General features: G+C 65.4%; 21 protein-coding genes. 9 read left to right on the forward strand and 12 right to left on the reverse strand.

The annotated features are described in order from the left end of the window. Positions 1–11: 11 nt before the first annotated feature. From O6P39_RS19790 to O6P39_RS19800, 3 genes are all read left to right on the forward strand, one after another. Entirely contained in the window at positions 12–2429 is a 2418-nt protein-coding gene (locus O6P39_RS19790) for a DUF3772 domain-containing protein (protein WP_275608145.1), read from the forward strand. Between the two features lie 178 nt (positions 2430–2607). Further along, positions 2608–3174 (forward strand): hypothetical protein, encoded by a 567-nt coding sequence (locus O6P39_RS19795; protein WP_275608146.1) that lies wholly within the window; start codon positions 2608–2610, stop codon positions 3172–3174. Between the two features lie 91 nt (positions 3175–3265). Beyond that, positions 3266–3661 (forward strand): VOC family protein, encoded by a 396-nt coding sequence (locus O6P39_RS19800; protein ID WP_275608147.1) that lies wholly within the window; start codon positions 3266–3268, stop codon positions 3659–3661. 4 nt (positions 3662–3665) lie between these two features. Here O6P39_RS19800 and O6P39_RS19805 read toward each other — a convergent pair whose 3' ends face one another. The 4 genes from O6P39_RS19805 to O6P39_RS19820 all read right to left on the reverse strand — a co-directional run bounded on the left by O6P39_RS19805 (position 3666) and on the right by O6P39_RS19820 (position 7382). Next, positions 3666–3878: a DUF3079 domain-containing protein gene (locus O6P39_RS19805; RefSeq protein ID WP_275608148.1), complete on the reverse strand. Its 213-nt coding sequence runs from the start codon at positions 3876–3878 to the stop codon at positions 3666–3668. A 132-nt stretch (positions 3879–4010) separates the two neighbouring features. Next, positions 4011–5030 (reverse strand): AraC family transcriptional regulator, encoded by a 1020-nt coding sequence (locus tag O6P39_RS19810; RefSeq protein WP_275608149.1) that lies wholly within the window; start codon positions 5028–5030, stop codon positions 4011–4013. A gap of 210 nt (positions 5031–5240) precedes the next feature. After that, a complete protein-coding gene (locus O6P39_RS19815; protein WP_017518512.1) occupies positions 5241–6422 on the reverse strand; it encodes a VWA domain-containing protein in 1182 nt (393 codons plus the stop codon). A gap of 114 nt (positions 6423–6536) precedes the next feature. Beyond that, entirely contained in the window at positions 6537–7382 is an 846-nt protein-coding gene (locus tag O6P39_RS19820; RefSeq protein ID WP_015476360.1) for a MoxR family ATPase, read from the reverse strand. A gap of 298 nt (positions 7383–7680) precedes the next feature. Between O6P39_RS19820 and cysK the strand changes: the two genes are divergently transcribed. The 3 genes from cysK (at position 7681) to O6P39_RS19835 (ending at position 11310) form a co-directional block, all read left to right on the forward strand. Further along, on the forward strand, positions 7681–8655 hold the full coding sequence (gene cysK, locus O6P39_RS19825; RefSeq protein ID WP_275608150.1) for a cysteine synthase A: 975 nt from the start codon (positions 7681–7683) through the stop codon (positions 8653–8655). Positions 8656–8865: 210 nt separating this feature from the next. Further along, a complete protein-coding gene (locus O6P39_RS19830) occupies positions 8866–9960 on the forward strand; it encodes a polyamine ABC transporter substrate-binding protein (RefSeq protein ID WP_275608151.1) in 1095 nt (364 codons plus the stop codon). A gap of 444 nt (positions 9961–10404) precedes the next feature. Continuing rightward, positions 10405–11310, forward strand: a complete 906-nt coding sequence (locus O6P39_RS19835) for a DMT family transporter (protein ID WP_275608152.1) — start codon at positions 10405–10407, stop codon at positions 11308–11310. Positions 11311–11358: 48 nt separating this feature from the next. On the opposite strand, the gene O6P39_RS19840 is transcribed toward O6P39_RS19835, so the two are convergent. Together O6P39_RS19840 and O6P39_RS19845 are read right to left on the reverse strand one after the other, a co-directional pair. Beyond that, entirely contained in the window at positions 11359–12264 is a 906-nt protein-coding gene (locus O6P39_RS19840) for a DMT family transporter (protein WP_275608153.1), read from the reverse strand. An 85-nt stretch (positions 12265–12349) separates the two neighbouring features. After that, on the reverse strand, positions 12350–12847 hold the full coding sequence (locus tag O6P39_RS19845) for a GNAT family N-acetyltransferase (RefSeq protein WP_275608154.1): 498 nt from the start codon (positions 12845–12847) through the stop codon (positions 12350–12352). 166 nt (positions 12848–13013) lie between these two features. On the opposite strand from O6P39_RS19845, the gene aceK reads away from it, so the two are divergent. Next, complete coding sequence (aceK, locus tag O6P39_RS19850) at positions 13014–14750, forward strand: bifunctional isocitrate dehydrogenase kinase/phosphatase (protein WP_275608155.1); 1737 nt, start codon at positions 13014–13016, stop codon at positions 14748–14750. A gap of 94 nt (positions 14751–14844) precedes the next feature. Here aceK and O6P39_RS19855 read toward each other — a convergent pair whose 3' ends face one another. From O6P39_RS19855 to O6P39_RS19875, 5 genes are all read right to left on the reverse strand, one after another. Continuing rightward, a complete protein-coding gene (locus tag O6P39_RS19855; RefSeq protein WP_275608156.1) occupies positions 14845–15774 on the reverse strand; it encodes a transposase in 930 nt (309 codons plus the stop codon). 349 nt (positions 15775–16123) lie between these two features. Further along, entirely contained in the window at positions 16124–16648 is a 525-nt protein-coding gene (locus O6P39_RS19860) for a DUF2937 family protein (protein ID WP_275608157.1), read from the reverse strand. Positions 16649–16760: 112 nt separating this feature from the next. Next, positions 16761–17534, reverse strand: a complete 774-nt coding sequence (locus tag O6P39_RS19865) for a class II glutamine amidotransferase (protein WP_275608158.1) — start codon at positions 17532–17534, stop codon at positions 16761–16763. 3 nt (positions 17535–17537) lie between these two features. Next, entirely contained in the window at positions 17538–17984 is a 447-nt protein-coding gene (locus O6P39_RS19870; RefSeq protein ID WP_275608159.1) for an HIT family protein, read from the reverse strand. A 66-nt stretch (positions 17985–18050) separates the two neighbouring features. Further along, positions 18051–18521, reverse strand: a complete 471-nt coding sequence (locus O6P39_RS19875) for an MFS transporter (protein ID WP_275608160.1) — start codon at positions 18519–18521, stop codon at positions 18051–18053. Between the two features lie 101 nt (positions 18522–18622). Here O6P39_RS19875 and O6P39_RS19880 point away from each other — a divergent pair, with 101 nt between their 5' ends. Then, a complete protein-coding gene (locus tag O6P39_RS19880; RefSeq protein WP_275608161.1) occupies positions 18623–20683 on the forward strand; it encodes a S9 family peptidase in 2061 nt (686 codons plus the stop codon). A gap of 107 nt (positions 20684–20790) precedes the next feature. Here the strand turns inward: O6P39_RS19880 and O6P39_RS19885 are convergent, their stop codons facing one another. Continuing rightward, positions 20791–21240, reverse strand: coding sequence for a YcgN family cysteine cluster protein (locus tag O6P39_RS19885; RefSeq protein WP_275608162.1), 450 nt, complete (start codon positions 21238–21240; stop codon positions 20791–20793). A gap of 265 nt (positions 21241–21505) precedes the next feature. Here O6P39_RS19885 and O6P39_RS19890 point away from each other — a divergent pair, with 265 nt between their 5' ends. Then, positions 21506–22099, forward strand: a complete 594-nt coding sequence (locus O6P39_RS19890; RefSeq protein ID WP_275608163.1) for a nitroreductase family protein — start codon at positions 21506–21508, stop codon at positions 22097–22099. Positions 22100–22184 lie beyond the last annotated feature (85 nt).

The raw sequence follows: 22184 nt of genomic DNA on the forward strand, positions 1-22184 counted from the left end.
ATGGGGGGAAGATGCGCAAAACCATCGCACGGGCATGCTGCCATGCCCTGTTGGCACTGATGTTGTCGCTGGCCGGCGCCACCGCCGCGCTGGCGGGCGAGCCAAGCACGACGACGCCAGCCTCCGCCTTCGAGCTGCCGGACCTCCCCGACGAGGCGAGCCTGGATCAGTTGAGTGAGCGTCTGGAGCTGATTCGCCAGCGCGTTTCCGCCGACAGCGACGACAGCCTGCTGGCCTCCTTGCGCCAGGCCGCGCTGCAGGTCCAGCTACGCGCGGAACAGAGCGCGGGCGACCTCAGCACCCGCTTGGCGCGCACCGGGGATCAGCTCAAGGTACTCGGTCCGGAAGTCGCCGGCGAAGCGGACAACCTCACCCGCCAGCGTAATGACCTGCTGGCGGAACAGAAGCAACTGACCAATCAGGTACAGCGCGTCAACCAGGTGGACAGCGCCGCCCAGGACCTCGCCGCGCAGATCGTCAACCTGCGCCGCAGCCAACTCAACTCACAGATCGCCACGCGCTCCCCGCCCCCCTTCAGCCCGCGTTTCTGGTCCAACCTGATCCGCCCCACCGACGACGACCTGGCGCGTCTGAGCGCCGTCCACGCCCAGGTGGCCGACAGCCTCGCCGAGGCCTGGCAGCCCGGGAACCGCGCGCCCTTCATCGTCTGCCTGATCGCCGCCGCGTTGCTCTGGATACCGGGCCGGCGCCTGCTGGAAGGATTGCTGACCAAGGCGATGATCCGCTGGATTCCCGTCGGCCGTCTGCGGCGCAGCGCCCTGGCCCTGTCGGTGAGCCTGGCGACCATCGTCACCCTGGGCGGCGGCGCAGCGCTGATCCGCGAAGGCCTGGACTGGCACGAACAGCTCGGCGGCAACATGTCCAACCTGGCGGACCAACTGCTGGCGCTGGTGATCTTCTGCACCTTCACCGCGGGCCTTGGCCGTGGCCTGCTGGCGGTGCAGCGTCCGTCCTGGCGCCTGCCCGACCTGCCTGACCCGGTGGCCAAGTCCCTATCGCACTTCCCCTGGCTGATGGCCTGGCTGCTCCTGCTGCTGGGCACCCAGGAGCGCCTGAACAGCGCCAGCGGCGCCAGCCTCGCCCTGACCGCCGCGGTCAACGGCATCACCGCGCTGGCCACTGCGGTGCTGTTCGCCGCTGCGCTGTACGGCTACCGCCGCAGCAGCCGCGAAACGAACTACGAAGCCTCCCCGCTCACCAGCGTGATGGTGATGGCAATCCTGCTTACGGTGCTGCTGATCCTGCTCGCCCTGTTCAGCGGCTACCTCTCGCTGGCCTACTTCCTTGCCGGCAAGCTGCTCTGGGCCAGCGTGATCTGCGCCAGCGGCTACCTGCTGACCGCCCTGTTCGGCGACCTCTGCGAGGCCCTGCTGTCGCCCAAGCACCCTATCGGCGAGCGCCTGGCGCAGAACCTCGGGGTCAACCCGCAGCACCAGGCGCAATTCACCACGCTGCTGACCGGCACGGGCCGCACCCTGCTGGTGCTGACGACTCTGCTGGTGGCCTTCTCCACTTCCGGCACCAGTCCGGGCGAGCTGCTGCAAGGCCTGGTGCAACTGGTGAAAAGCGGCCAGTCGCTGGGCCGCCTGAACATCGTCCCGCAGGACATCCTGCTGGCCCTGGCGACGCTCGCCGGCGGCCTGTTCGGCCTGCGTCTGCTCAAGCGCTGGCTGGCCGACGAGCTGCTGCCGGAAACCAGCATGGACGTAGGCATGCGCGCCTCCCTGGTGACCCTGGTCGGCTACATCGGCATGGTCATCCTGGTGCTGCTGGTGCTCTCGGCCCTGCGCATCAACCTCACCAGCCTGACCTGGGTGGTCAGCGCCCTGTCGGTGGGCATCGGCTTCGGCCTGCAGGCCATCGTGCAGAACTTCATCTCCGGCCTAATCCTGCTCACCGAGCGCCCGGTGAAGGTCGGCGACTGGGTCAGCCTGACCGGCGGAGTGGAAGGCGATATCCGCCGGATCAACGTGCGCGCCACGGAAATCCAGATGTCCGACCAGTCCACGGTGATCGTTCCCAACTCGCAGTTCATCTCGCAGAACGTGCGCAACGTAACCATGAGCAACGCGCTGGGTGTGGTCAGCATCAGCCTGACGCTGCCGCTGGATACCGACGTGCTGAAAGTCCGCGAGGTGCTGCTGGGCGCCTTCGCCGAGCATGAGTCGATCACCGCCACGCCGGCCACCTCGGTGACCTTCAAGGAACTCGGCGCAACCGGGCTGACCCTGGGGGTGTCGGGCTACGTGAACAGCCCGCGTGCGGTGGCGACCGCACGCAGCGACCTGCTGTTCACCATCCTCGGGCGCCTGCGCGAGCTGGGCATCCCGCTGTCCTCGCCGCAGAGCCTGGTGCTGCAGCAACCTCTGCCGGTCCCGGAACAGCCGCTGCAGAAGACCGAGGAATGAGGTCGGCGGTCACGTCTGCGCAAGGTCTTCGCACAAGCCCGCTCCTGACCGTCAGCAAGCGACGGCGCGCCCCGTGCAACCGGGCGCGCCAGCGCGCACAAATCGTTCATCTACCAGTCATCACTTCGTTACAAACGCTGGCGAAACTCCCTGGCTTTCAACCTGGGGAGGTAAACCGATGTTCAACAACAACCTATACAAAGCCGCATCCATCGCCCTGCTCGTCGCCGGCCTGGGTGCCTGCGCCATGCAGCCGCCGGTCGCCAGCAAGGAAGTCACGCCGAACAACGATGACTGGTACCTGGTGCGCACCGACGAGACCCTCTACCTGTTCGACGACGCCAACGTCTACCGCGACTACCTGGTGACCGGCAAGACCACCTACACCAAGGACGTGGGCGAGAAGGACAAGTTCGGCCAGAACCTGGTCCTGGTCGTACGCGCCGAAGACAAGGACAAGGACGCGAAGAAGATCGCCTCCTACCAGTTCTACAAGCAGAGCCTGCCGCCGGCAGCCGGCTTCTACGGCGAAATCCGCAAGGACGGCGTGATCTACGTGGCCCAGCGCTACGGCGACATGGTCGACATGAACGGCCTGGGCGAGCCGATCTTCCGCCACACCGAGATCGCCAGCGGCCCCAACGGCGAGCGCGTGGTCTACCTGATGCAGAAGGAAGAATCCAAGCCGGTCGCCCTGATCAGCAAGTTCCAGAAGATCTACGGCATCACCCCGGCCAAGGGCTGATCCGACAGCCGCATCCGGCCCGACCAGGGGCCGGATGCAGGCTTTGCAGGAGCCTAGACTCTGTCCATGGGCATCCGTAACGGAGGCGACCATGAGCGTAGAACTGGATCACCTGCTGGTACCCGCTGCCGACAAGCTGGCCGCGGCACGGCAAATCGCGGAACTACTGGACGTACCCTGGGCGCGCGAAGGCGTCGGCCCGTTCGTGCCGGTATTCGTCAATCCGGGACTGACCCTGGATTTCGACCAGTGGGAAGAGCCCTTCCCCCGCCTGCACTTCTGCTTCCGGGTCAGCGAAGCGGAATTCGATGCGATCCTCGCGCGTCTGCGCGACGCCGGCATCGCCTGGCGCAGCCGGGTACACGGGCCGGTGGATCATCAGGTCGACACGGAAAACGGCGGACGCATCCTCTACTGGAACGAGCCGGACGGCCACCAGTGGGAAATCCTCACCGTCAGTTATGCCCGCCAGGACGGCGCAGCATGAGGCGCTAGCTGGAAGGATCCAGCTGCACGGCAATCTTCTCAGGCACCTCGATATTCCAGTCACCGAACTGGTACCAGTCGTCACCGAGCATTTCGGCCGGGTGCATGGTGCGGTCCGCGCCGTTGCCGCAGGCCAGGTTGGTGGACGGGCAATAACGGTCGCAGCCCCAGCAGATGCGCTCGGGGTGCGGTGGATTGAGGGGGAATTTCTTGGCCATGGTCAGACCCTCGGGGTTTCCTTGTGGGGCTCCTGAAGGCTATGCCTGTCAGACTGGCCTACTCCTTGATCTGCGACAAATCCGCACGGATTTCAGGCGCAGCCTTTGTGCACGGCTTTTATGCACAGTTTTCTATGCACGGAAGTGGCTCGGCGGCTGGCCGCTCCAGCGCTGGAAGGCGTGGCGCAGACTGGCGGTTTCGCTGAAGCCAAGCTCCTCGGCGATGCGGTAGATCGGCATGTCGCCGTCCTGCAGCAGTTCCTTGGCACGGGCGAAGCGCAGTTCGTCGAGCAGTTGCTGGTAACTGGTCTGCTGTTGCTGCAGGTGGCGGCGCAGGCTGCGCGAGGAGCAGTTGAGCCGGCGCGCCAACTCTTCCAGGCCCGGCGGCTCCTGCAGGCGTTCGCCGAGGATCGCGCGGACCTTGTCCAGCCAGGCGCGGCGGGCGGCCAGGTCGATGTTCTGGCGGCGGCACTGTTCCAGCATCTCGCGATGGGTCACGGCGTCGGCCAGGGGTAGGCGCATCTCCAGCCAGGAGGCCGGGAAGCCAATGGCGCTGCGCTTGCAGCCGAAGCCCAGCTGGCAGCCAAAGAGGGTGGCATAGGCGGCGCGGCGGTCCTCGGGGCCGTCATAGTCGAACTCGGCGCGCACCAGTGGCAGCGGCTGGCCGAGCAGGTCGGCACAGGCCACCTTCAGCGAGCCCAGGCACAGCTCGGTATTGAACGGCCGCATCGATTCGGTTTCGCCATAGCCGGTGGCGCTCAGCCAGGCCATGTCGCCCTCCACTTCCAGCGCCAGGTGGAAGTAGGTGCCCAGCAGCACCGGGTAGCTCAGGCCGATGCGCAGCGCCTCGCCCAGGGTCGGTGCGGAAAGCAGCGCGTAGCCGAGCAGGCCGTAGGCGGTGATCCGCGTGCGCACGCCCAGGCGCAGGCCCAGGGCGGGCTCGCCGGCGAGGTTCTGCACGTTGACGAACACCTGCTGTTCCTGCCACGGGCTGACCAGCCGACGTAGGTCGAGCAGGTCGTCGCCGGTGATGCCGCTGCCTTCCAGGATCGACTCGCGGCTGTGCCCTTCCGACTCCATCAGCGCGACGGTCAGCGAGGTCATGTGCAGGGAGTTGAGCCAGGTCGAGCGGGAGAAGGTCAGCGGATTCATGTCATGCCCAGGGTAGACGCAATGGCGTGCCCGTTGCGTGTTACCGCGACGGGCGCAGCTCAGGGGCAGGCAAGTTACGTGCCGGCCACCCAGCGTGGCCGGATCGATCCCCGTGCAACGGGGTCTTCGACGTACAACGGGGCGCTTGGCGCCCCGACGGAAGGTTACCTTTGCGGACACCGGAACGGTGCATATGCACCGTTTCGGTACTCAACCACGGGAGAGGAAGCGCATGCCCTCTTCCAGGCCGCTCAGGGTCAGCGGGTACATCTGTTCCTTCACCAGCTCGCGGACAAGGCCCGTGGAGGCGGTGTAGTTCCAGGTGTCCTTCGGATACGGGTTGATCCAGATGAGCTTCTTGTACTTCTCCATGAAGCGCTGCATCCAGACGTAGCCGGCCTCCTCGTTCCAGTGCTCAACGCTGCCGCCGGCCTGGGTGATCTCGTAGGGCGCCATGGCGGCGTCGCCGACGAACACAACCTTGTAGTCCGGCCCGTACTTGTGCAGCAGGTCGAAGGTGGCGGTGCGCTCGCTGGAGCGGCGCAGGTTGTTCTTCCACACCGACTCGTAGATGAAGTTGTGGAAGTAGAAGTACTCCAGGTGCTTGAACTCGGTCTTGCAGGCCGAGAACAGCTCCTCGCAGACCTTCACGTGGGCGTCCATGGAGCCGCCGATATCCAGCAGCAGCAGGAGCTTCACGGTGTTGCGGCGCTCGGGGCGCATCTGGATGTTGAGCAGGCCGGCGTCCTTGGCCGTATGGTCGATGGTGCCGTCGATATCCAGCTCTTCCGCCGCGCCCTCGCGGGCGAACTTGCGCAGGCGGCGCAGGGCGATCTTGATGTTGCGCGTGCCCAGCTCGACCTGGTCGTCGAGGTTCTTGTACTCGCGCTGGTCCCAGACCTTGGCCGCCTTGCCCTGGCGCTTGCCGGCGTCGCCGACGCGGATGCCCTCGGGGTTGAAGCCGCCGGAGCCGAACGGGCTGGTGCCGCCGGTGCCGATCCACTTGTTGCCGCCGGCGTGGCGTTCCTTCTGCTCTTCCAGGCGTTTCTTGAACTCCTCGATGAGCTTGTCCAGGCCGCCGAGGGACTGGATCTGCGCGCGTTCCTCGTCGGTCAGCAGGCGCTCGAACTCCTTGCGCAGCCACTCTTCGGGGATCAGCGCCTTGAGGTGGTCGTCGAGCTTTTCCAGGCCCTTGAAGTAGGCGCCGAAGGCCCGGTCGAACTTATCGAAATGGCGCTCGTCCTTCACCATGATGGTGCGGGCGAGGTAATAGAACTCGTCCATGTCGGCGAACACAACGCGGTGCTTGAGCGCATCGATCAGATCGAGCAGCTCGCGCACCGACACCGGCACCTTGGCCGCGCGCATTTCGTTGAACAGGTTGAGCAGCATGGCTGCATCCTCTCGTGGAGCATGTGCTCTTCTGTAGGAGCGAGCTTGCTCGCGAACCCGGCGAAGCAAAGAGCTTCGCGAGCAAGCTCGCTCCTACGAGAGCAAATCCGGTAATCAGCGACTGGCGCGGCGGCTCATGAAGGCGAGGCGTTCAAGCAGCTGCACATCCTGCTCGTTCTTCACCAAGGCGCCAGCCAGCGGCGGGATGGCCTTGGTGGGATCGCGCTCGCGCAGCACCGCTTCGCCGATATTGTCGGCCATCAGCAGCTTCAGCCAGTCCACCAGCTCGGAGGTGGAAGGCTTCTTCTTCAGACCCGGCACCTTGCGCACGTCGAAGAAGATGTCCAGCGCCTCGCTGACCAGCGTGCCGCTGATCTTCGGGTAGTGCACATCGACAATCTTCTGCAGGGTTTCGCGGTCGGGGAAGGCGATGTAATGGAAGAAGCAGCGGCGCAGGAAGGCGTCCGGCAGCTCCTTCTCGTTGTTGGAGGTGATGATGATGATCGGGCGCTGCTTGGCCTTGATGGTCTCGTTGGTCTCGTAAACGAAGAACTCCATCTTGTCGAGTTCCTGCAGCAGGTCGTTGGGGAACTCGATGTCGGCCTTGTCGATCTCGTCGATCAGCAGGATCACACGCTCTTCGGCCTCGAAGGCCTCCCAGAGCTTGCCCTTCTTGATGTAGTTGCGCACGTCGTGAACCTTGTCCACGCCCAGCTGCGAGTCGCGCAGGCGGCTGACCGCGTCGTACTCGTACAGGCCCTGGTGGGCCTTGGTGGTGGACTTGATATGCCAGGTGATCAACTTGGCGCCGAAGGACTCCGCCAGCTGCTCGGCCAGCATGGTCTTGCCGGTGCCCGGCTCACCCTTCACCAGCAGCGGACGCTGCAGGGTGATGGCGGCGTTGACCGCCAGCTTGAGGTCGTCGGTGGCGACGTAGGACTGAGTGCCTTCGAACTTCATCGGGAAATCCTCGAACGGTAGCGGCCGGGCCTGGCCCGGGCGGAGAGGTGCGTTTGGGAGACTGCGACTATAACGCGCATGGCGCTCGACTGTGAACGCAGGACGGGCATTCAGTCACTGAATGCCCGGTCACCGCGCGCCCGGCCATTTCTCGCCAGGCGCCGCCTCCCGGAGATCCATTGAGGCCCGTTCCAGCCACCGCGGCGACCGATCTTTCCGCCGGTTCTGCGTCTGGACGCAGAGGCGGGCTGGGAATAGGCTTTCGGGTCTACTCAAGAGCGACAAGGACTCTCTCCCCATGAGCCGCATCTACACAGACAACGCGCAGTCCATCGGCAACACGCCGCTGGTCCAGATCAATCGCATCGCCCCGCGCGGCGTCACCATCCTGGCCAAGATCGAAGGGCGCAATCCCGGCTACTCGGTGAAATGCCGGATCGGCGCCAACATGATCTGGGATGCCGAGTCGAGCGGACGCCTCAAGTCGGGCATGACCATCGTCGAGCCGACCTCCGGCAACACCGGTATCGGCCTGGCCTTCGTCGCCGCCGCCCGTGGCTACAAGCTGGTGCTGACCATGCCTTCCTCCATGAGCCTGGAACGCCGCAAGGTGCTCAAGGCCCTGGGCGCCGAACTGGTGCTGACCGAACCGGCCAAGGGCATGAAGGGCGCCATCGCCAAGGCCGAGGAAATCGTCGCCGGCGACCCAGCCCGCTACTTCATGCCAGCGCAGTTCGACAACCCGGCGAACCCTGCGATCCACGAGAAGACCACCGGCCCGGAAATCTGGAACGACACCGATGGCGCGGTGGACGTGCTGGTGGCCGGCGTCGGCACCGGCGGCACCATTACCGGCGTATCGCGCTTCATCAAGAACACCAAGGGTAAGCCGATCCTCGCGGTGGCCGTGGAGCCGGTCAGCTCGCCGGTGATCAGCCAGACCCTGGCCGGTGAAGAAGTCAAACCCAGTCCGCACAAGATCCAGGGCATCGGCGCCGGCTTCGTGCCGAAGAACCTCGACCTGTCGCTGGTGGACCGCGTCGCCACCATCGCCGATGACGACGCCAAGGCCATGGCCCTGCGCCTGATGCAGGAAGAAGGCATCCTCTGCGGCATCTCCAGCGGCGCCGCCATGGCCGCCGCGGTGAAACTGGCCGAGGAGCCGAACATGCAGGGCAAGACCATCGTGGTCATCCTGCCGGACTCGGGCGAGCGCTACCTGTCGAGCATGCTGTTCGACGGCATGTTCGACGAGCAGGACCTGGTCCAGTAAGACGCCTGCGCCCCACTCCGGGGCGGTTTCCCCTGCTCGTTCCGACGCGGTGCGAGCAGGGTCATGCGTGGCTGTCTGCGGACCCGCAAGCAGCCACCGCCCCTCGCCATGTTCCGGCAAAACGGTTAATTCTTGCGCAGCCCGTCACAACTGCCGACCGCACAAAGCGGACGGCGCCGGGCATCCCGCACCGCCGTCAGGAACACAAGAATGAAAATTTCCTCCCCGTTGCTCTCTACCCTCGCGCTTTCCCTCGCCGTGTCCGCAGGTGCCGCCCAGGCCGACACCGTAAAGATCTACAACTGGTCCGAATACATCGCCCCGGAAACCGTGCCGAACTTCACCAAGGAAACCGGCATCCAGGCGACCTATGACGTCTACGACAGCAACGAGACCCTCGACGGCAAGCTGATGACCGGCAAGTCCGGCTACGACGTCGTCTTCCCGTCCAACCACTTCATGGCCAAGCAGATCCAGGCCGGCGCGCTGAAGAAGCTGGACAAGAGCCAGCTGCCGAACTGGAAGAACCTCAACCCGGTGCTGATGAAGGCGCTGGAAGTGAACGACCCGGGCAACGAGCACGGCTTCCCCTACCTGTGGGGCACAACCGGCATCGGCTACAACCCGGCGAAGATCAAGGAAGCGCTGGGCGACAACGCACCGATCGACTCCTGGGACATCTTCTTCAAACCCGAGTACATGGAGAAGCTGGCCAAGTGCGGCGTCGCGGTGCTGGACAACGGTCCGGAGCTGCTGCCGATCACCCTGAACTACCTGGGCCTGCCGCACCACAGCCAGAAGCAGGACGACTACAAGCAGGCCGAGGCAGCGCTGCTCAAGGTGCGTCCGTACATCCGCTACTTCCACTCCTCCAAGTACGTCAGCGACCTGGCCAACGGCGAGATCTGCATGGTGGTCGGCTTCTCCGGCGACATCCTGCAGGCCGCCACCCGCGCCAAGGAAGCCAAGAACGGCGTGGAAATCCAGTACTCCACCCCGAAGGAAGGCTCGCCGCTGTGGTTCGACATGGTCGCCATGCCGGCCGATGCGCCCGACGAGAAGGCCGCCTACGCCTTCATGAACTACCTGCTGCGTCCGGAAGTGATGGCTGGCGTCAGCAACTCGGTGCACTACGCCAACGGCAACCTGGCCGCCGATCCGCTGGTGGACGCGGCGATCAAGGCCGACCCGGCGATCTACCCGCCGCAGGACAAGATGGCCAAGCTGTTCGCCCTCGAATCCATGCCGCAGAAGATCGATCGCTTGCGCACCCGCATCTGGAACACCATCAAGACCGGCAAGTAAGCGTCAGCCTTGCCCCTGCAACGCGCGGCTTCGGCCGCGCGTTGTCGTTTCTGTCGCAGGAGTCGCGCTTTGCCGCACGACTCGCGCAGAACTCGCCAGCGTCGATCCAGACCGCTATAGTCAGCCCACGCAGCGCAGTTGCTGCCCCACTGAACAGGTTTCCATCCATGTCCCGATACCCGTTGCCCGATCCGGCAATCATCGCTGCAGCCTCCCCGGCCCGCGGCGCGGGTATGGGTGCGACCTGCCCTCCCCCTCCTGTCGTCGCCATCGCGTCGCCTCCGCCTCCCGGCGCGGCCTATCCGCCGCCCGGCGTGAGCGTCTGACGCCCACGCATCACGCGTATTCCAACACCCGGCTTGCCGCGCTCATCTGACGCGGCGCCCGGTTTGTGGCTGGCCGCCTGAAGGCCGGCCGTGATCTGCCTGACGACAGGTAAATGGCATGATTTCGTTCAATCGTTCGTCCCTAGCCGCCCTGGCCAGCACCTCGCTCTTCGTGCTGCTGTGGAGCAGCGCCGCCATCATCAGCAAATGGGGCCTGGCCCACGCATCCCCGATGGTGTTCCTCATCGCCCGCTTCAGCACCGCGCTGGTGGCGCTGCTGATACTCTCGCCGCTGATCGGCCTGCGTTGGCCGCGCGAACGCAAGCAGGTGCGCCATGCCGTGCTCACTGGCCTGGTAATGCTCGGCATCTACCCGATCTTCTACCTGATGGCGCTGGACCTGCACGTCACCCCCGGGGTCATCGCCACCGTGCTCGGCGTACAGCCGATGCTCACCAGCTTCCTGCTCGAACGCCGACATTCGGCCACCCGCCTGGGCGGCCTCGCACTGGGGCTGATCGGACTGGTGATGGTGGTCTACCAGAGCATCGGGCTGTCGGGCCTGACCTTCGCCGGACTGGCCTGCTCCCTGCTGGCGCTGCTATCGATCACCGGCGGTTCGATCCTGCAGAAGAACATCCGCGAGAACCCACTGGGCACCCTGCCCCTGCAGTACATCGCCGGGCTGACCCTGTGCCTGGCCGTGGCGCCCTTCCAGCCGCTGCATGTGGAGTGGAATGCCACGTTCATCCTCAGTGCGCTGTGGATGGGGCTGATGGTCTCGGTGCTGGCCACCGTGCTGCTCTACCGGATGATCGCGGCGGGCAACCTGGTGAACGTCACCAGCCTGTTCTACCTGGTGCCGGCGGTCACGGCACTGATGGACTACGGGGTGTTCGGCAACCGCCTGTCCGCCTTGGGCCTGCTGGGGATGGGGCTGATCGTGCTGGGATTGATGCTGGTGTTCCGCCAGCCGGCGCCGGTGCGGGCCGCAGAGACAACGCAGGCGGTGGATAACGGCTAACCGAGCACGAAAACCGGAGGCGGGGATGACTCCTCGCCTCCGGCTGAATCAACTGGCAGTTTCCACCTTCGGCACCGGCGCCGGCCGCAGCACCAGCCAAAGCGCCACGGCAATCAGCAGCCCACCCTGCAGGTGCGCCCAGGACAGCGACTCGTCCAGCAACAGCGCGCCCCAGAGCACGCCGAACAACGGAATGAGGAAGGTCACCGTCATGGTCTTCAGCGGGCCGATACTGGCCAGCAGGCGGAAATACAGGACATAGGCGAAGGACGTGCAGAGGAAACCCAACCCGGCCAACGCCAGAACCACCTTCGGCTCCAGCAGAGGCGCCAGCGGCATGTCCAGGCTGGTGCCGAGGAAGAACGGTAGCAGGCACAGCGTTGCGCCGATCTGGCTGCCCAGGGCGGACACGCCGAAGTCCAGACCACCCTGATCATTGATCCAGCGCTTGGTGATGAACCCGGCAAAGCCGTAGCAGGTGGTCGCCACCAGGCAGGCAGCAGCCCCCCACAGCACGGCGGCGTCCAGCGGCACCGGGCCGGCCCCTGTCAGCACCGCCACGCCCGCAAGGCCAAGCAGCACGCCCAGCGCCTTGGAGCCGGTCAGCGACTCACCGAAGAACAGCGAACCGATCAGAACACCCATCAGCGGCGTGGTGGCATTGAAGATCGCCGAATAGCCCGCCGGCAAGACCCGCGCCGCCAGGCTGTACATCAGCACCGGAATGCCCGAGCTGATCACCCCGATCAGCAGGATGCGCCCGAACTTGCCCCGGAAGTCCCAGCGCGTGCGCAGTACCAGCAGGATCACCACCAGCCCGACGGCGGAGAGAAAGACGCGGAAGAACGCGGTCGGCATCACCCCGATGGCGGGCACCAATTGGCGCATGAACAGGAAGCTGGCACCCCAGATGGCAGCCAGCCCGAGCAGGTTCAAGAGTGCGGCGGGACTCATTGCGAACGGCTCCTTGGCGTGGGAGTCACCAGACTACGCCGCTGGCGGATCGGGTCCACCCGCAGCTGACTTTCAAATCCCATGTTCAGCTCCTGCGCAGGCGCGCCATGCTCAGCACATCGACAAAGGCGCCGTCGCGGAAGGCGTAGTCTCGCAATTCGCCCTCCACCTCGAAGCCGAACTTGCGGTACAGCGCGATGGCCGGCTGGTTGTCGGTGTAGACCGTCAGTTCCACGCGACGCAGGTTCATCCAGTTGTCGGCGACCTCCAGCAGCTCCGCCAGCAGCCGCGTCCCGAGGCCGCGACCCTGCCAGGCGACCGCCACCCCCATGCCGATGGCGCCACAATGGCTGCGGCGCACGCGCGGGGACTGTTCCAGACTGGCGCTACCGACTACTTCGTCCTGGTGCAGCGCCACCAGGGTTACCTGGCGCTCGCTGTCCTGGCTCAGCCGTTTGCGCCACAGCTCCGGCGCCTGGTAAGGCATCTGCAGCACCTGACGGGCCACAGCGGGGTCGTTGTAGAGGGCGGTCAGCCCGTTGATGTGCTGCTCCGTGCAGCGTTCGATGCGGAGGGTGTCCATCGTGGCGGCTCCTTGCCATGGCATCTACCAAAGGCTCTTAATCTAAAGGAACAAGGGCAGCCCAGCATACGCAACTTGCCCCGGGCCGAGCGGTACGAATTCGCCCTTTCGTTCCCCGTTGTGCGTGGCTAAGCTCGCTGCACCAAGACTCCGCAGAGGCGCTCCCATGGCTCAGCACTGGCCGGCGACCGAGATCGCGACCCTGATCCTCGAAGGCTTCGACGACTACCGCGCACGCTTCCACCAGATCACCGACGGAGCGCCTGCGCGCTTCGAGCAGGCGCTCTGGCAGGAGGCGCAGCGGGCCTCGACGGAGCGCATCAACCTGTACGAGGAAAAGGTCGCCGAGACCGTGGAACGCCTGACCCGCACCATGGCCCACATCGACCTGGTGGACGTGGAACGCTGGCCGATCGCCAAGAGCGCCTACATAACCCTGATCGACCCGCGGCTGGACGACGAGCTGGCGGAGACCTGGTTCAACTCGATCTTCTGCGGCCTGTTCAGCCACGACAACATCAGCGACGGCACCATGTTCGTGCACACCACCCGGCCGTCCCTGCGCGCCCACGCCCGCGACCCGCACACCCGCCTGTACCGGCCCGCTGGCCACCTGCGCCATACCCTGGAGCAGATCTTCGACGACTACCGCTTCGCCGTGGACTACGACGACCGCGAGCGCGACCTGGAGCGCATCGACAGCCTGCTGCGTGCCAGCCTGCCGGACTGGGTGTGCAAGGACCCGACGCTCACCGTCGAGCTGATCGGCTCGGTGTTCTACCGCAACAAGGGCGCCTACCTGGTGGGCCGCCTGTTCACCCCGGACGAGCAGTGGCCGCTGGTGTTCCCGCTGGTGCACCACGAAGGGCGCGGCATCCAGTTCGACACGGTGATCACCGACGAAGCGGAAGTCTCGATCATCTTCTCCTTCACCCGTTCCTACTTCATGGTCGATGCGCCGGTGCCGGCCGAGCTGGTGGCCTTCCTCAAGCGCCTGCTGCCGGGCAAGCACATCGCCGAGCTGTACACCTCCATCGGCTTCTACAAGCAGGGCAAGAGCGAGTTCTACCGCGCGCTGATCAACCACCTGGCGACCACCGACGACCTGTTCGTCATGGCCCCCGGCGTGCGCGGCATGGTGATGAGCGTGTTCACCCTGCCGGGCTTCAACGTGGTGTTCAAGATCATCAAGGACAACTTCAACCCGGCCAAGACCGTGGACCACGCCACGGTGATCCAGAAGTACCAGCTGGTGAAGAACCACGACCGCGTCGGCCGCCTGGCCGACACCCAGCAGTTCGCCGACTTCCGCTTCCCGGTGCGCAAGTTCCACCCGGACTGCCTTGCCGAACTGCTGGAGGTGGCGCCCTCCACCGTGGTGCTGGAAGACGACGTGGTGCTGATCCGCCATTGCTGGACCGAGCGCCGCATGACCCCGCTGAACATCTACCTGGAGCACGCCACCGAGGCGCAGGTGGAGGAAGCCCTGAACGACTATGGCCTGGCGATCAAGCAACTGGCGGCGGCGAACATCTTCCCCGGCGACATGCTGCTGAAGAACTTCGGCGTCACCCGCCACGGCCGCGTGGTGTTCTACGACTACGACGAGATCAGCTACCTGACCGAGGTGAACTTCCGCCACATCCCGCCGCCGCGCTACGAGGAGGACGAGATGTCCTCCGAACCCTGGTATTCCGTGGGGCCGATGGACGTATTCCCGGAGGAGTTCCCGCGCTTCCTGTTCGTCGACCTGAAGCAGCGCCGGCTGTTCGCCCGGCTGCACGGTAACCTGTTCGACGCGGATTACTGGAAGGGTTTGCAGGAACAGATTCGCGCGGGGAAAGTAATCGACGTGTTCCCCTATCGCCGGCACGAGTCGCCGGAGGAAGCGCTGGCGCGCTAGCCGCGGCAGGGAAGAGCAAAAGCTTCGCGGATAAGATCCGCTCCTACGAAGAGCGGGCAGCGCGCTTTCCGGCGATTGTAGGAGCAACTGTCTTTTACTCGATCCCTGTTCTCCAGCAGGTACCGTCTCGGACCATTGCATTGAGTCGCACGATCAGCACCCGCATGCAGGCCACCAGCGCAACCTTGGCACACCGGCCATTCTCGCGCAGGCGCTGGTAGCGAAGGGCGAAGTCTGGTTGATAGCGGATGACCGACCAGGTCGCCATGTACAGGATGCGTCGAATCATGCCGCGCCCGCCGCGGATACGACGTTGCCCCGACTTCTGGCCACTGTCGCTGTTGTAGGGGGCCAAGCCGACCAGGGCGGCGATCTGACGCCGGTTCAGTTGCCCCAGCTCCGGCAGGTAGGCCAATAAACCGGCGACAGTTACCGGCCCTACACCTTTGACCTGGCCCAGTTGCTGGGCTTGCTCGGCATCCACCGTCGCCATGGCGTCGGCGATTTGCTCGTCATAGCTGCGAATCCTGGCTTTCAGGGCCTGGATAGCCTCCGTCAGGCATTCGCGGACAAAGGCGTCTTTGGCCTGCTGCAAACGTCGACGCTCATCATCGCGCTGGCCAACCAGTTGCTCGCGACGCTGTACCAGCTCTCGCAGCCGCTCGCGCTCCGGTGAAAGGGGCTGGCTGGGCGCCTCTTCCAGCGTCTGGGCCAGATGCGCCAGGACGGCCGCATCGATGGGATCAGTTTTGGCTTGCTTGCCCATGGCGGTGGCAAACGCCCGCACCCGCGTAGGGTTCAGGCGAGATACCGCGTGGCCGGCGCGGGACAGGGTGTGCAGGACAGCCCGCTCATATCCACCCGTGGCTTCCAGCACGATACGGCCAGGCTTCTCCTCGGCGAAGAGCGCCACCAGTTGCTGATGCCCCACTTCGTCATTGGACACGCTCAAGCTCCTGCCTTGCGGGCGAAGCCACACGGCCAGTGAGTCCTTGGCGACATCGATACCTACCCAACACGTCATGCTCAAACCCTCGTAAACTGCACGGCGAGAGCACTCTGACTGCCCACGCTTGTGGTTCGAGGTTTGGCTCGTTCAACTGTTCGGGCTTTGGTCAGAGGACGGCGGGAGGCAGCTTGGGCTCCTACTCGTGCTGCAAACACCGCGGACCTGCAGCTTGCCTCCCGTCGCTCTCACCTTCGATCCTATCGAAGTCGGCAGACACAAGCGGACCTTGTCCGCGAAATCCATCGCGGAAGAATCCGTCCTCACAGGAAAAACCCTAGGCATTGCGCCTGCGTACCGCCCGCGATTCGCTACAGAGCGGAACCTATCGCGGACGAAGTCCGCTCCTACGACAAGCCCTCAGGCATCAGTTCCAATGCCGGCGCGATGCACGGCGGTTGTCGCCCAGACCGACCAACGCCACCAGCGATGCCATCAGCACCTCGGCGATCCACGCCAGCACCAGGCCACCGGCCAGGCCCCAGCCAATCGCCTCGGGCTCCAGCACCACCTGGTAGCGGTAGTTCGCGTACGTCTCCTGCAGTAGCTCGGCATTCGGCGCCAGCACCATGTGCCAGGCGCGCTGGAACCAGCTGCCCTGCATGGCACGCCACTCGTTATCGAACAACTGGGCGCGGCGCAACAGACGCTCGATGTTGTCGGCATCACGCTGGAATATCGGGTCGGGGCTGCCGCGATAATGCGCCACCAGCGCATTCAGATCGCCCTTGAAGAATTGCCCGGAGGTGTCCTTGAAGCCTTGCAGCGCCTGGGCGGCCTCGATGCGATGGGCGTCGATGCGCTGGGTGTAGTCCTTGATGAAGCCCGGCACCTGTACCGCCACCATCAGGCCCAGCGCGAACAGCACCATGCGAATGTAGCTGCGCAACATCTTCTCCCCCTTCGTTCTTGTCTTATTGGAATCGCCCCCAAGGCGCTGCCGATTGTCGGCGAAGGCGCCCGTCGGGTCCGGGCCTGCGTCGCACGGATGCGCGCAAGTCGCGTCAGATACGTCCCTGGTCGACGATCTCGCCGCGCCACCAGAGCATCCACTCGCCGCCCTGCATCAGGGTCCAGTTCTCGTTGTCGGTCAGCGGCTCGGTGGCGATCACCGTCACCACGTCGTCGGGCGTGGTTTCGGACTGGAAGTCGACGGTCAGGTCGGCATCCTTCAGGCGCGCCGGGCCGAACGGTGCGCGGCGGGTAATCCAGGCCAGCTTGCTGCTGCAGAAGGTGAACAGCCAGTCCCCGTCGCTGAGCAGGCAGTTGAACACGCCCTGTTCACGATAGGACGCGCAGGCGCGGACCAGCGTCGGCAGCAGAACCTCCACCGGCACCGGTTCAGGGAAGGCGCGGCGCACACGGTTGAGCAGGTCGCAGAAGGCCGCCTCGCTGTCGGTGTCGCCCACCGGGCGGTACAGCCCCGGCTCGGGATGGAAATCGGCGAGCTGGCCGTTGTGGGCGAAGGTCCAGTAGCGCCCGCCCATTTCGCGCACGAAGGGGTGCGTATTGGACAGGCAGACCTTGCCGACGTTGGCCTGGCGAATGTGGCCGATCACCGTTTCGCTCTTGATCGGGTAGCGCTGCACCAGGCGCGCCACTTCCGAGTCGATGCTCGCCGACGGATCCTGGAACAGGCGCACCCCGCGTCCTTCGTAGAAAGCAATACCCCAGCCGTCACGGTGCGGACCGGTGCCGCCGCCGCGCTGCATCAGCCCGGTGAAGCTGAACACGATGTCCGTCGGGACGTTGGCGCTCATGCCGAGCAACTCGCACATGAATCAGTTCTCCTCCAACAGTGCCTCGCGCAGCTGATGAAGCTCGCGTTCCAGGCGATTGTGCATCCTGCGCCGCCCCAGCGGCAGGAAACGTGTGAGCAAGCGCAGCACCATGGCCGGCAGATCGTTCAACTCACGCGGAATCAGGTGCAGGTGAAAATGTGGAACATGCTGGTTGGCCGCAGGGCCATCGTTGACCAGCAGGTTGATGCCGATCCGGCCGTAACCGGCCCGGCGCAGTACACGCTGCATGCGATCGGCCAGCGGCATCAGGTTCTGCTGCGCGCCTTCCGAAAGCTGGTGCAGGAAGGTCACGTGCTCCCGTGCCACCACCAGCAGATGCGCGGGCCGCAGCGGGTAGATATCCAGCAGCACGATGAAATGCTCGTCTTCGCAGAGAACGTGGGCCGGCACGCGACCGGCCGCGATGGCGCAGAACACGCAGTCCATGGGAACTCCTCGAAAGGCCGTTCAGTTCATGCTGGACGCGTGTCGGTCAGGACGCAAGGCGCGATTCTACAGGCGCGGCTCGATACGCATGCGGCGGTCGCCGCGCTCGTCGGTGCGGGTATCCACGTCGGGCATCAGCTCCGGCTGCATCAGCTTGCGCAGGGTCGGCTCGTCTTCCGGCGCCGGTGTCTTGCGGCGATTCTTCAGCGCCCGCTCGATGGGCCAGCGAACCAGCACGAACAGCAGGTAAACGCCGAACGCCGCCAGCAGCACCAGCGCAAGGTCCGAGACCGCGCGCCAGGCGTTGTTGCCAACCTTGAACACCACGTCCAGCGCGGTGATGGCGATGGCCGGGGCGTACAGGTTGTTCGCCGGGTCCACCGGGGTCGGGGTGAACAGCAGCACGATGACGATCACCCGCAGGGGTTCGCGCAGCCAGCGCCACATCCAGCCGGTCATCAGGAACCAGACCAGAGTCAGGCCGAGGCCGGCACCCAGATAGGCGCCCCAGGCGATCAGGTAATCGTGTTCGTTCATGCGCGTACGTGCGATAGCGGCAGAGGGGGGCTTATGATAGCCGCTTTTCCCCATGGGTGCGCAGCCGGGCGTCATCCATGCCCGCCACGTAAGGAGTCGCCATGACCGACCGTCAGCCCCCCATCGCCCGCCGCGAGGCCGCCGCCGATCCCTATGCCTGGCTGGAAAACCGCGATGCCGAAGACGTCCTCGACTATCTGAAAGCGGAAAATGCCTACCTTGAGGATCAGCTTCTTCCTCAGACGAAATTGCGCGAAACGCTGTTCCAGGAGATCAAAGGACGCATCCGCGAAACCGACCTCTCGCTGCCCACGCCCTGGGGCCCCTGGCTGTACTACCAGCGCACCACCGCCGGCGACGAGTACCCGCGCCATTACCGCTGTCCGCGTCCGGCCGACGGCTCGCTGACGGTGGATGAAGCCGCCGAGCAACTGCTGCTCGATCCCAACGCCCTGGCCGGCGACGGCTTCCTGTCGGTCGGCGCCTTCAGCATCAGTCCCGATCATTCGAAACTGGCCTACAGCCTGGATACCAGCGGCGACGAGATCTACACCCTCTACGTGAAGGAGTTGGCCGACGGCAGCGTCACCGTCCTGCCCTTCGAGGACTGCGACGGCAGCCTGACCTGGGCCAACGACAACCGCACCCTGTTCTTCGGCGAGCTGGACGACACCCACCGCCCGCACAAGCTGTACCGCCATCGCCTGGGCGAGAGCGGTGCGGAACAGGTCTTCGAGGAGCGCGACGGGCGTTTCTTCCTGCACTGCTACCGCGCCAGCTCCGAGCGCCAGCTGATCCTTCTGCTGGGCAGCAAGACCACCAGCGAAGCCTGGGTACTGGACGCCAACACCCCTGACGGCGACTTCGTCTGCCTGGCACCGCGCGAGGAAGACCACGAGTACTACCCCGACCACGGCCGCCTGAACGGGGAATGGGCCTGGCTGATCCGCAGCAACCAGGAAGGCATCAACTACGCCCTCTATCACGCCAGCGAAGCACAACCGACCCGCGAACACTGGCAGACGCTGATCGCACACCGCGACGAGGTGATGCTCGAAGGCCTCACCCTGAGCGCCAGCGCCCTGACCCTGAGCCTGCGCGAAGGTGGCCTGCCGATCGTCGAGGTGCAGCCGCAGGACCAACCGGCACACCGCGTGCAACTGCCCGACGCCGCCTACAACCTCTACGTGCAGGACAGCCTGGAGTTCGACAGCCCGGTGATCCGCCTGCGCTATGAGGCGCTCAACCGCCCGGCGCAGATTCGCCAGCTGGAGCTTTCCAGCGGCGAACAGAAGGTACTGAAGGAAACCCCGGTGGAAGGCCCGTTCGACGCCGACGCCTACGAGAGCCGCCGTCTCTGGGCCACCGCCGCCGACGGCGTGCAGGTGCCGATAAGCCTCGTCGGCCGCCGCGACGTGCTGGAAAACATCGCCCGCGGCCAGCCCGCGCCGCTCTACCTCTATGGCTACGGCGCCTACGGCGAAAGCCTCGACCCCTGGTTCTCCCACGCCCGCCTGAGCCTGCTGGAGCGCGGTTTCATCTTCGCCATCGCCCATGTGCGCGGCGGCGGCGAGCTGGGCGAAGCCTGGTACCGCGCCGGCAAGCTTGCATACAAACAGAACACCTTCAGCGACTTCATCGCCTGCGCCGAACACCTGCTGGCCCAGGGCTACAGCAGCCCGGCGCAGTTGGCCATCAGCGGCGGCAGCGCCGGCGGCCTGCTGATCGGCGCGGTACTCAACCAGCGCCCGCAGCTGTTCGCCGCCGCCATTGCCGAGGTGCCCTTCGTCGACGTGCTCAACAGCATGCTCAACCCCGACCTGCCGCTGACCGTCACCGAATACGACGAATGGGGCAACCCGGAGGAACCGGAGGTCTACGCCCGTATCCGCGCCTACGCGCCCTACGAGAACGTCAGCGCCCAGGACTATCCCGCGCTGCTGGCGGTGGCCGGCTACAACGACAGCCGCGTGCAGTACTGGGAGGCGGCCAAGTGGGTGGCGAAGCTGCGGGTCAGCAAGACCGACGACAACCTGCTGCTGCTCAAGACCGACCTGGGCGCCGGCCACGGCGGCATGAGCGGCCGCTACCAGGGGTTGAAGGACGTGGCGCTGGAGTACGCCTTCCTGTTCAAGGTGCTGGGCATCGAAGGCAATCGCTGATGCTCTACACCTGCCCGTGCTGCGGCTACTTCAGTTTCGGCGACCCGCCGGGGTCGTCAGGGTCGGCTGGCGTTTCGACATGAGCCGCGCTGCCGCGCTGAGCGAGATCAGCCGGCGCGGAAGATCAGGTGCTCTTCCCAGTCGTCTTCGGCCACAGAGCCCTCGGCAAGCATGCGGCCGGACTGGGAGATACGTTCGTGGTGCACGGCATCGGGGTCGCCACAGACCAGGTGGTGCCACAGCGGCAGGTCCTTGCCCTCGGAGACCAGGCGATAGCCGCAGGTCGGCGGCAGCCACTGGAACTCGTTGGCCTGGGCCGGCGTGAGCTGGATGCAGTCGGGCACCGTGGCACGGCGGTTGGCGTAGTCGGTGCAGCGGCAGGTCTTCAGGTCCAGCAGTTTGCAGGCGATGCGCGTGTAGTAGACGCTGCCGTCGTCCTCGTCTTCCAGCTTCTGCAGGCAGCACAGGCCGCACCCGTCGCACAGCGACTCCCACTCGTCCTGATCGAGCTGGTCGAGGGTCTTGCGTTTCCAGAAGGGTTCGACTTTGGCGGCCATTTTTTGTACAGGGGCTGTTTCACGGGGCGCAAAGTCTAAGCCCGTGGAGCCTCCAGGCCAAGCGCAGGCGACCATTGACCGCGAGGTGCTTGCCAGAGCGCGCCGCGCTGGTTAGTTTGAGCGCGCCACGGGCCCGGTCCGCCTGCTCCCCACCAGAGCCGCGCGACCTGTCAGCTGCCGAGCGCAGCCACGCCGCCCGTTCCCACCGCGATGCCCGGCCGTCCACGGCACCATCGGCATATCCCAAGCAGTCACAGGAGCCACCATGAGCGCCAATCCCCGCGTTGCCGAGCACCCCATCGACCCGCAGTTCATCAATCGCTGGTCGCCCCGCGCCTTCAGCGGCGAAGCCATTCCCGAGGCCACCCTGCTGAGCTTCATCGAAGCGGCGCGCTGGGCGCCCTCCTCGTTCAACTCGCAGCCCTGGCGCTTCCTCTACGCGCACCGCGACACGCCGAACTGGCAACGCTATCTGAACCTGCTGGGCGAATTCAATCGCGGCTGGGCGCAGAACGCCTCGGCGCTGGTGGTCGTGCTGTCCAAGACCACCTTCGCTCCGCCCGGCTCGACCGAAGAGAAACCGGCGCTCTGGCACAGCTTCGACACCGGCTCGGCCTGGGGCTACCTGGCGCTGCAGGCGAGCCTGGCCGGCTGGCACACCCACGGCATGGCTGGTTTCGACCGCGATCTGGCGCGTAGCGAGCTGAAGGTGCCGGCGGACCATGAAATCCACGCGGTGATCGCCATCGGCAAGCTGGGCGACAAGTCGATCCTCTCCGAGAGCCTGCAGGCCCGCGAAGTGCCCAACGCCCGCCGCCCGCTGGCGGAAATCGTCGCCGAGGGCGATTTCTCGCTCTGAATGCTTTTCGTAGGAGCGAGCTTGCTCGCGAACAGACACATCACAGTGCCATGCGCTTCGCGAGCAAGCTCGCTCCTACCAGAGC

The sequence above is a fragment of the Pseudomonas sp. PSE14 genome, from assembly GCF_029203285.1.
In the GTDB taxonomy this organism is placed as follows: Bacteria; Pseudomonadota; Gammaproteobacteria; order Pseudomonadales; family Pseudomonadaceae; genus Pseudomonas.

Bases quoted from the DNA above. Each gene is read 5' to 3' on its own strand.
- O6P39_RS19820 (WP_015476360.1), bottom strand. From the start codon at position 7,382: ATGAAGTTCGAAGGCACTCAGTCCTACGTCGCCACCGACGACCTCAAG.
- O6P39_RS19855 (WP_275608156.1), bottom strand. From the start codon at position 15,774: ATGACGTGTTGGGTAGGTATCGATGTCGCCAAGGACTCACTGGCCGTG.
- O6P39_RS19870 (WP_275608159.1), bottom strand. From the start codon at position 17,984: ATGGACTGCGTGTTCTGCGCCATCGCGGCCGGTCGCGTGCCGGCCCAC.
- O6P39_RS19815 (WP_017518512.1), bottom strand. From the start codon at position 6,422: ATGCTGCTCAACCTGTTCAACGAAATGCGCGCGGCCAAGGTGCCGGTG.
- O6P39_RS19845 (WP_275608154.1), bottom strand. From the start codon at position 12,847: ATGGACACCCTCCGCATCGAACGCTGCACGGAGCAGCACATCAACGGG.
- O6P39_RS19860 (WP_275608157.1), bottom strand. From the start codon at position 16,648: ATGTTGCGCAGCTACATTCGCATGGTGCTGTTCGCGCTGGGCCTGATG.
- cysK (WP_275608150.1), top strand. From the start codon at position 7,681: ATGAGCCGCATCTACACAGACAACGCGCAGTCCATCGGCAACACGCCG.
- O6P39_RS19885 (WP_275608162.1), bottom strand. From the start codon at position 21,240: ATGGCCGCCAAAGTCGAACCCTTCTGGAAACGCAAGACCCTCGACCAG.
- O6P39_RS19875 (WP_275608160.1), bottom strand. From the start codon at position 18,521: ATGAACGAACACGATTACCTGATCGCCTGGGGCGCCTATCTGGGTGCC.
- O6P39_RS19880 (WP_275608161.1), top strand. From the start codon at position 18,623: ATGACCGACCGTCAGCCCCCCATCGCCCGCCGCGAGGCCGCCGCCGAT.
- O6P39_RS19830 (WP_275608151.1), top strand. From the start codon at position 8,866: ATGAAAATTTCCTCCCCGTTGCTCTCTACCCTCGCGCTTTCCCTCGCC.
- aceK (WP_275608155.1), top strand. From the start codon at position 13,014: ATGGCTCAGCACTGGCCGGCGACCGAGATCGCGACCCTGATCCTCGAA.
- O6P39_RS19890 (WP_275608163.1), top strand. From the start codon at position 21,506: ATGAGCGCCAATCCCCGCGTTGCCGAGCACCCCATCGACCCGCAGTTC.
- O6P39_RS19800 (WP_275608147.1), top strand. From the start codon at position 3,266: ATGAGCGTAGAACTGGATCACCTGCTGGTACCCGCTGCCGACAAGCTG.
- O6P39_RS19805 (WP_275608148.1), bottom strand. From the start codon at position 3,878: ATGGCCAAGAAATTCCCCCTCAATCCACCGCACCCCGAGCGCATCTGC.
- O6P39_RS19835 (WP_275608152.1), top strand. From the start codon at position 10,405: ATGATTTCGTTCAATCGTTCGTCCCTAGCCGCCCTGGCCAGCACCTCG.
- O6P39_RS19840 (WP_275608153.1), bottom strand. From the start codon at position 12,264: ATGAGTCCCGCCGCACTCTTGAACCTGCTCGGGCTGGCTGCCATCTGG.
- O6P39_RS19865 (WP_275608158.1), bottom strand. From the start codon at position 17,534: ATGTGCGAGTTGCTCGGCATGAGCGCCAACGTCCCGACGGACATCGTG.
- O6P39_RS19810 (WP_275608149.1), bottom strand. From the start codon at position 5,030: ATGAATCCGCTGACCTTCTCCCGCTCGACCTGGCTCAACTCCCTGCAC.
- O6P39_RS19795 (WP_275608146.1), top strand. From the start codon at position 2,608: ATGTTCAACAACAACCTATACAAAGCCGCATCCATCGCCCTGCTCGTC.
- O6P39_RS19790 (WP_275608145.1), top strand. From the start codon at position 12: ATGCGCAAAACCATCGCACGGGCATGCTGCCATGCCCTGTTGGCACTG.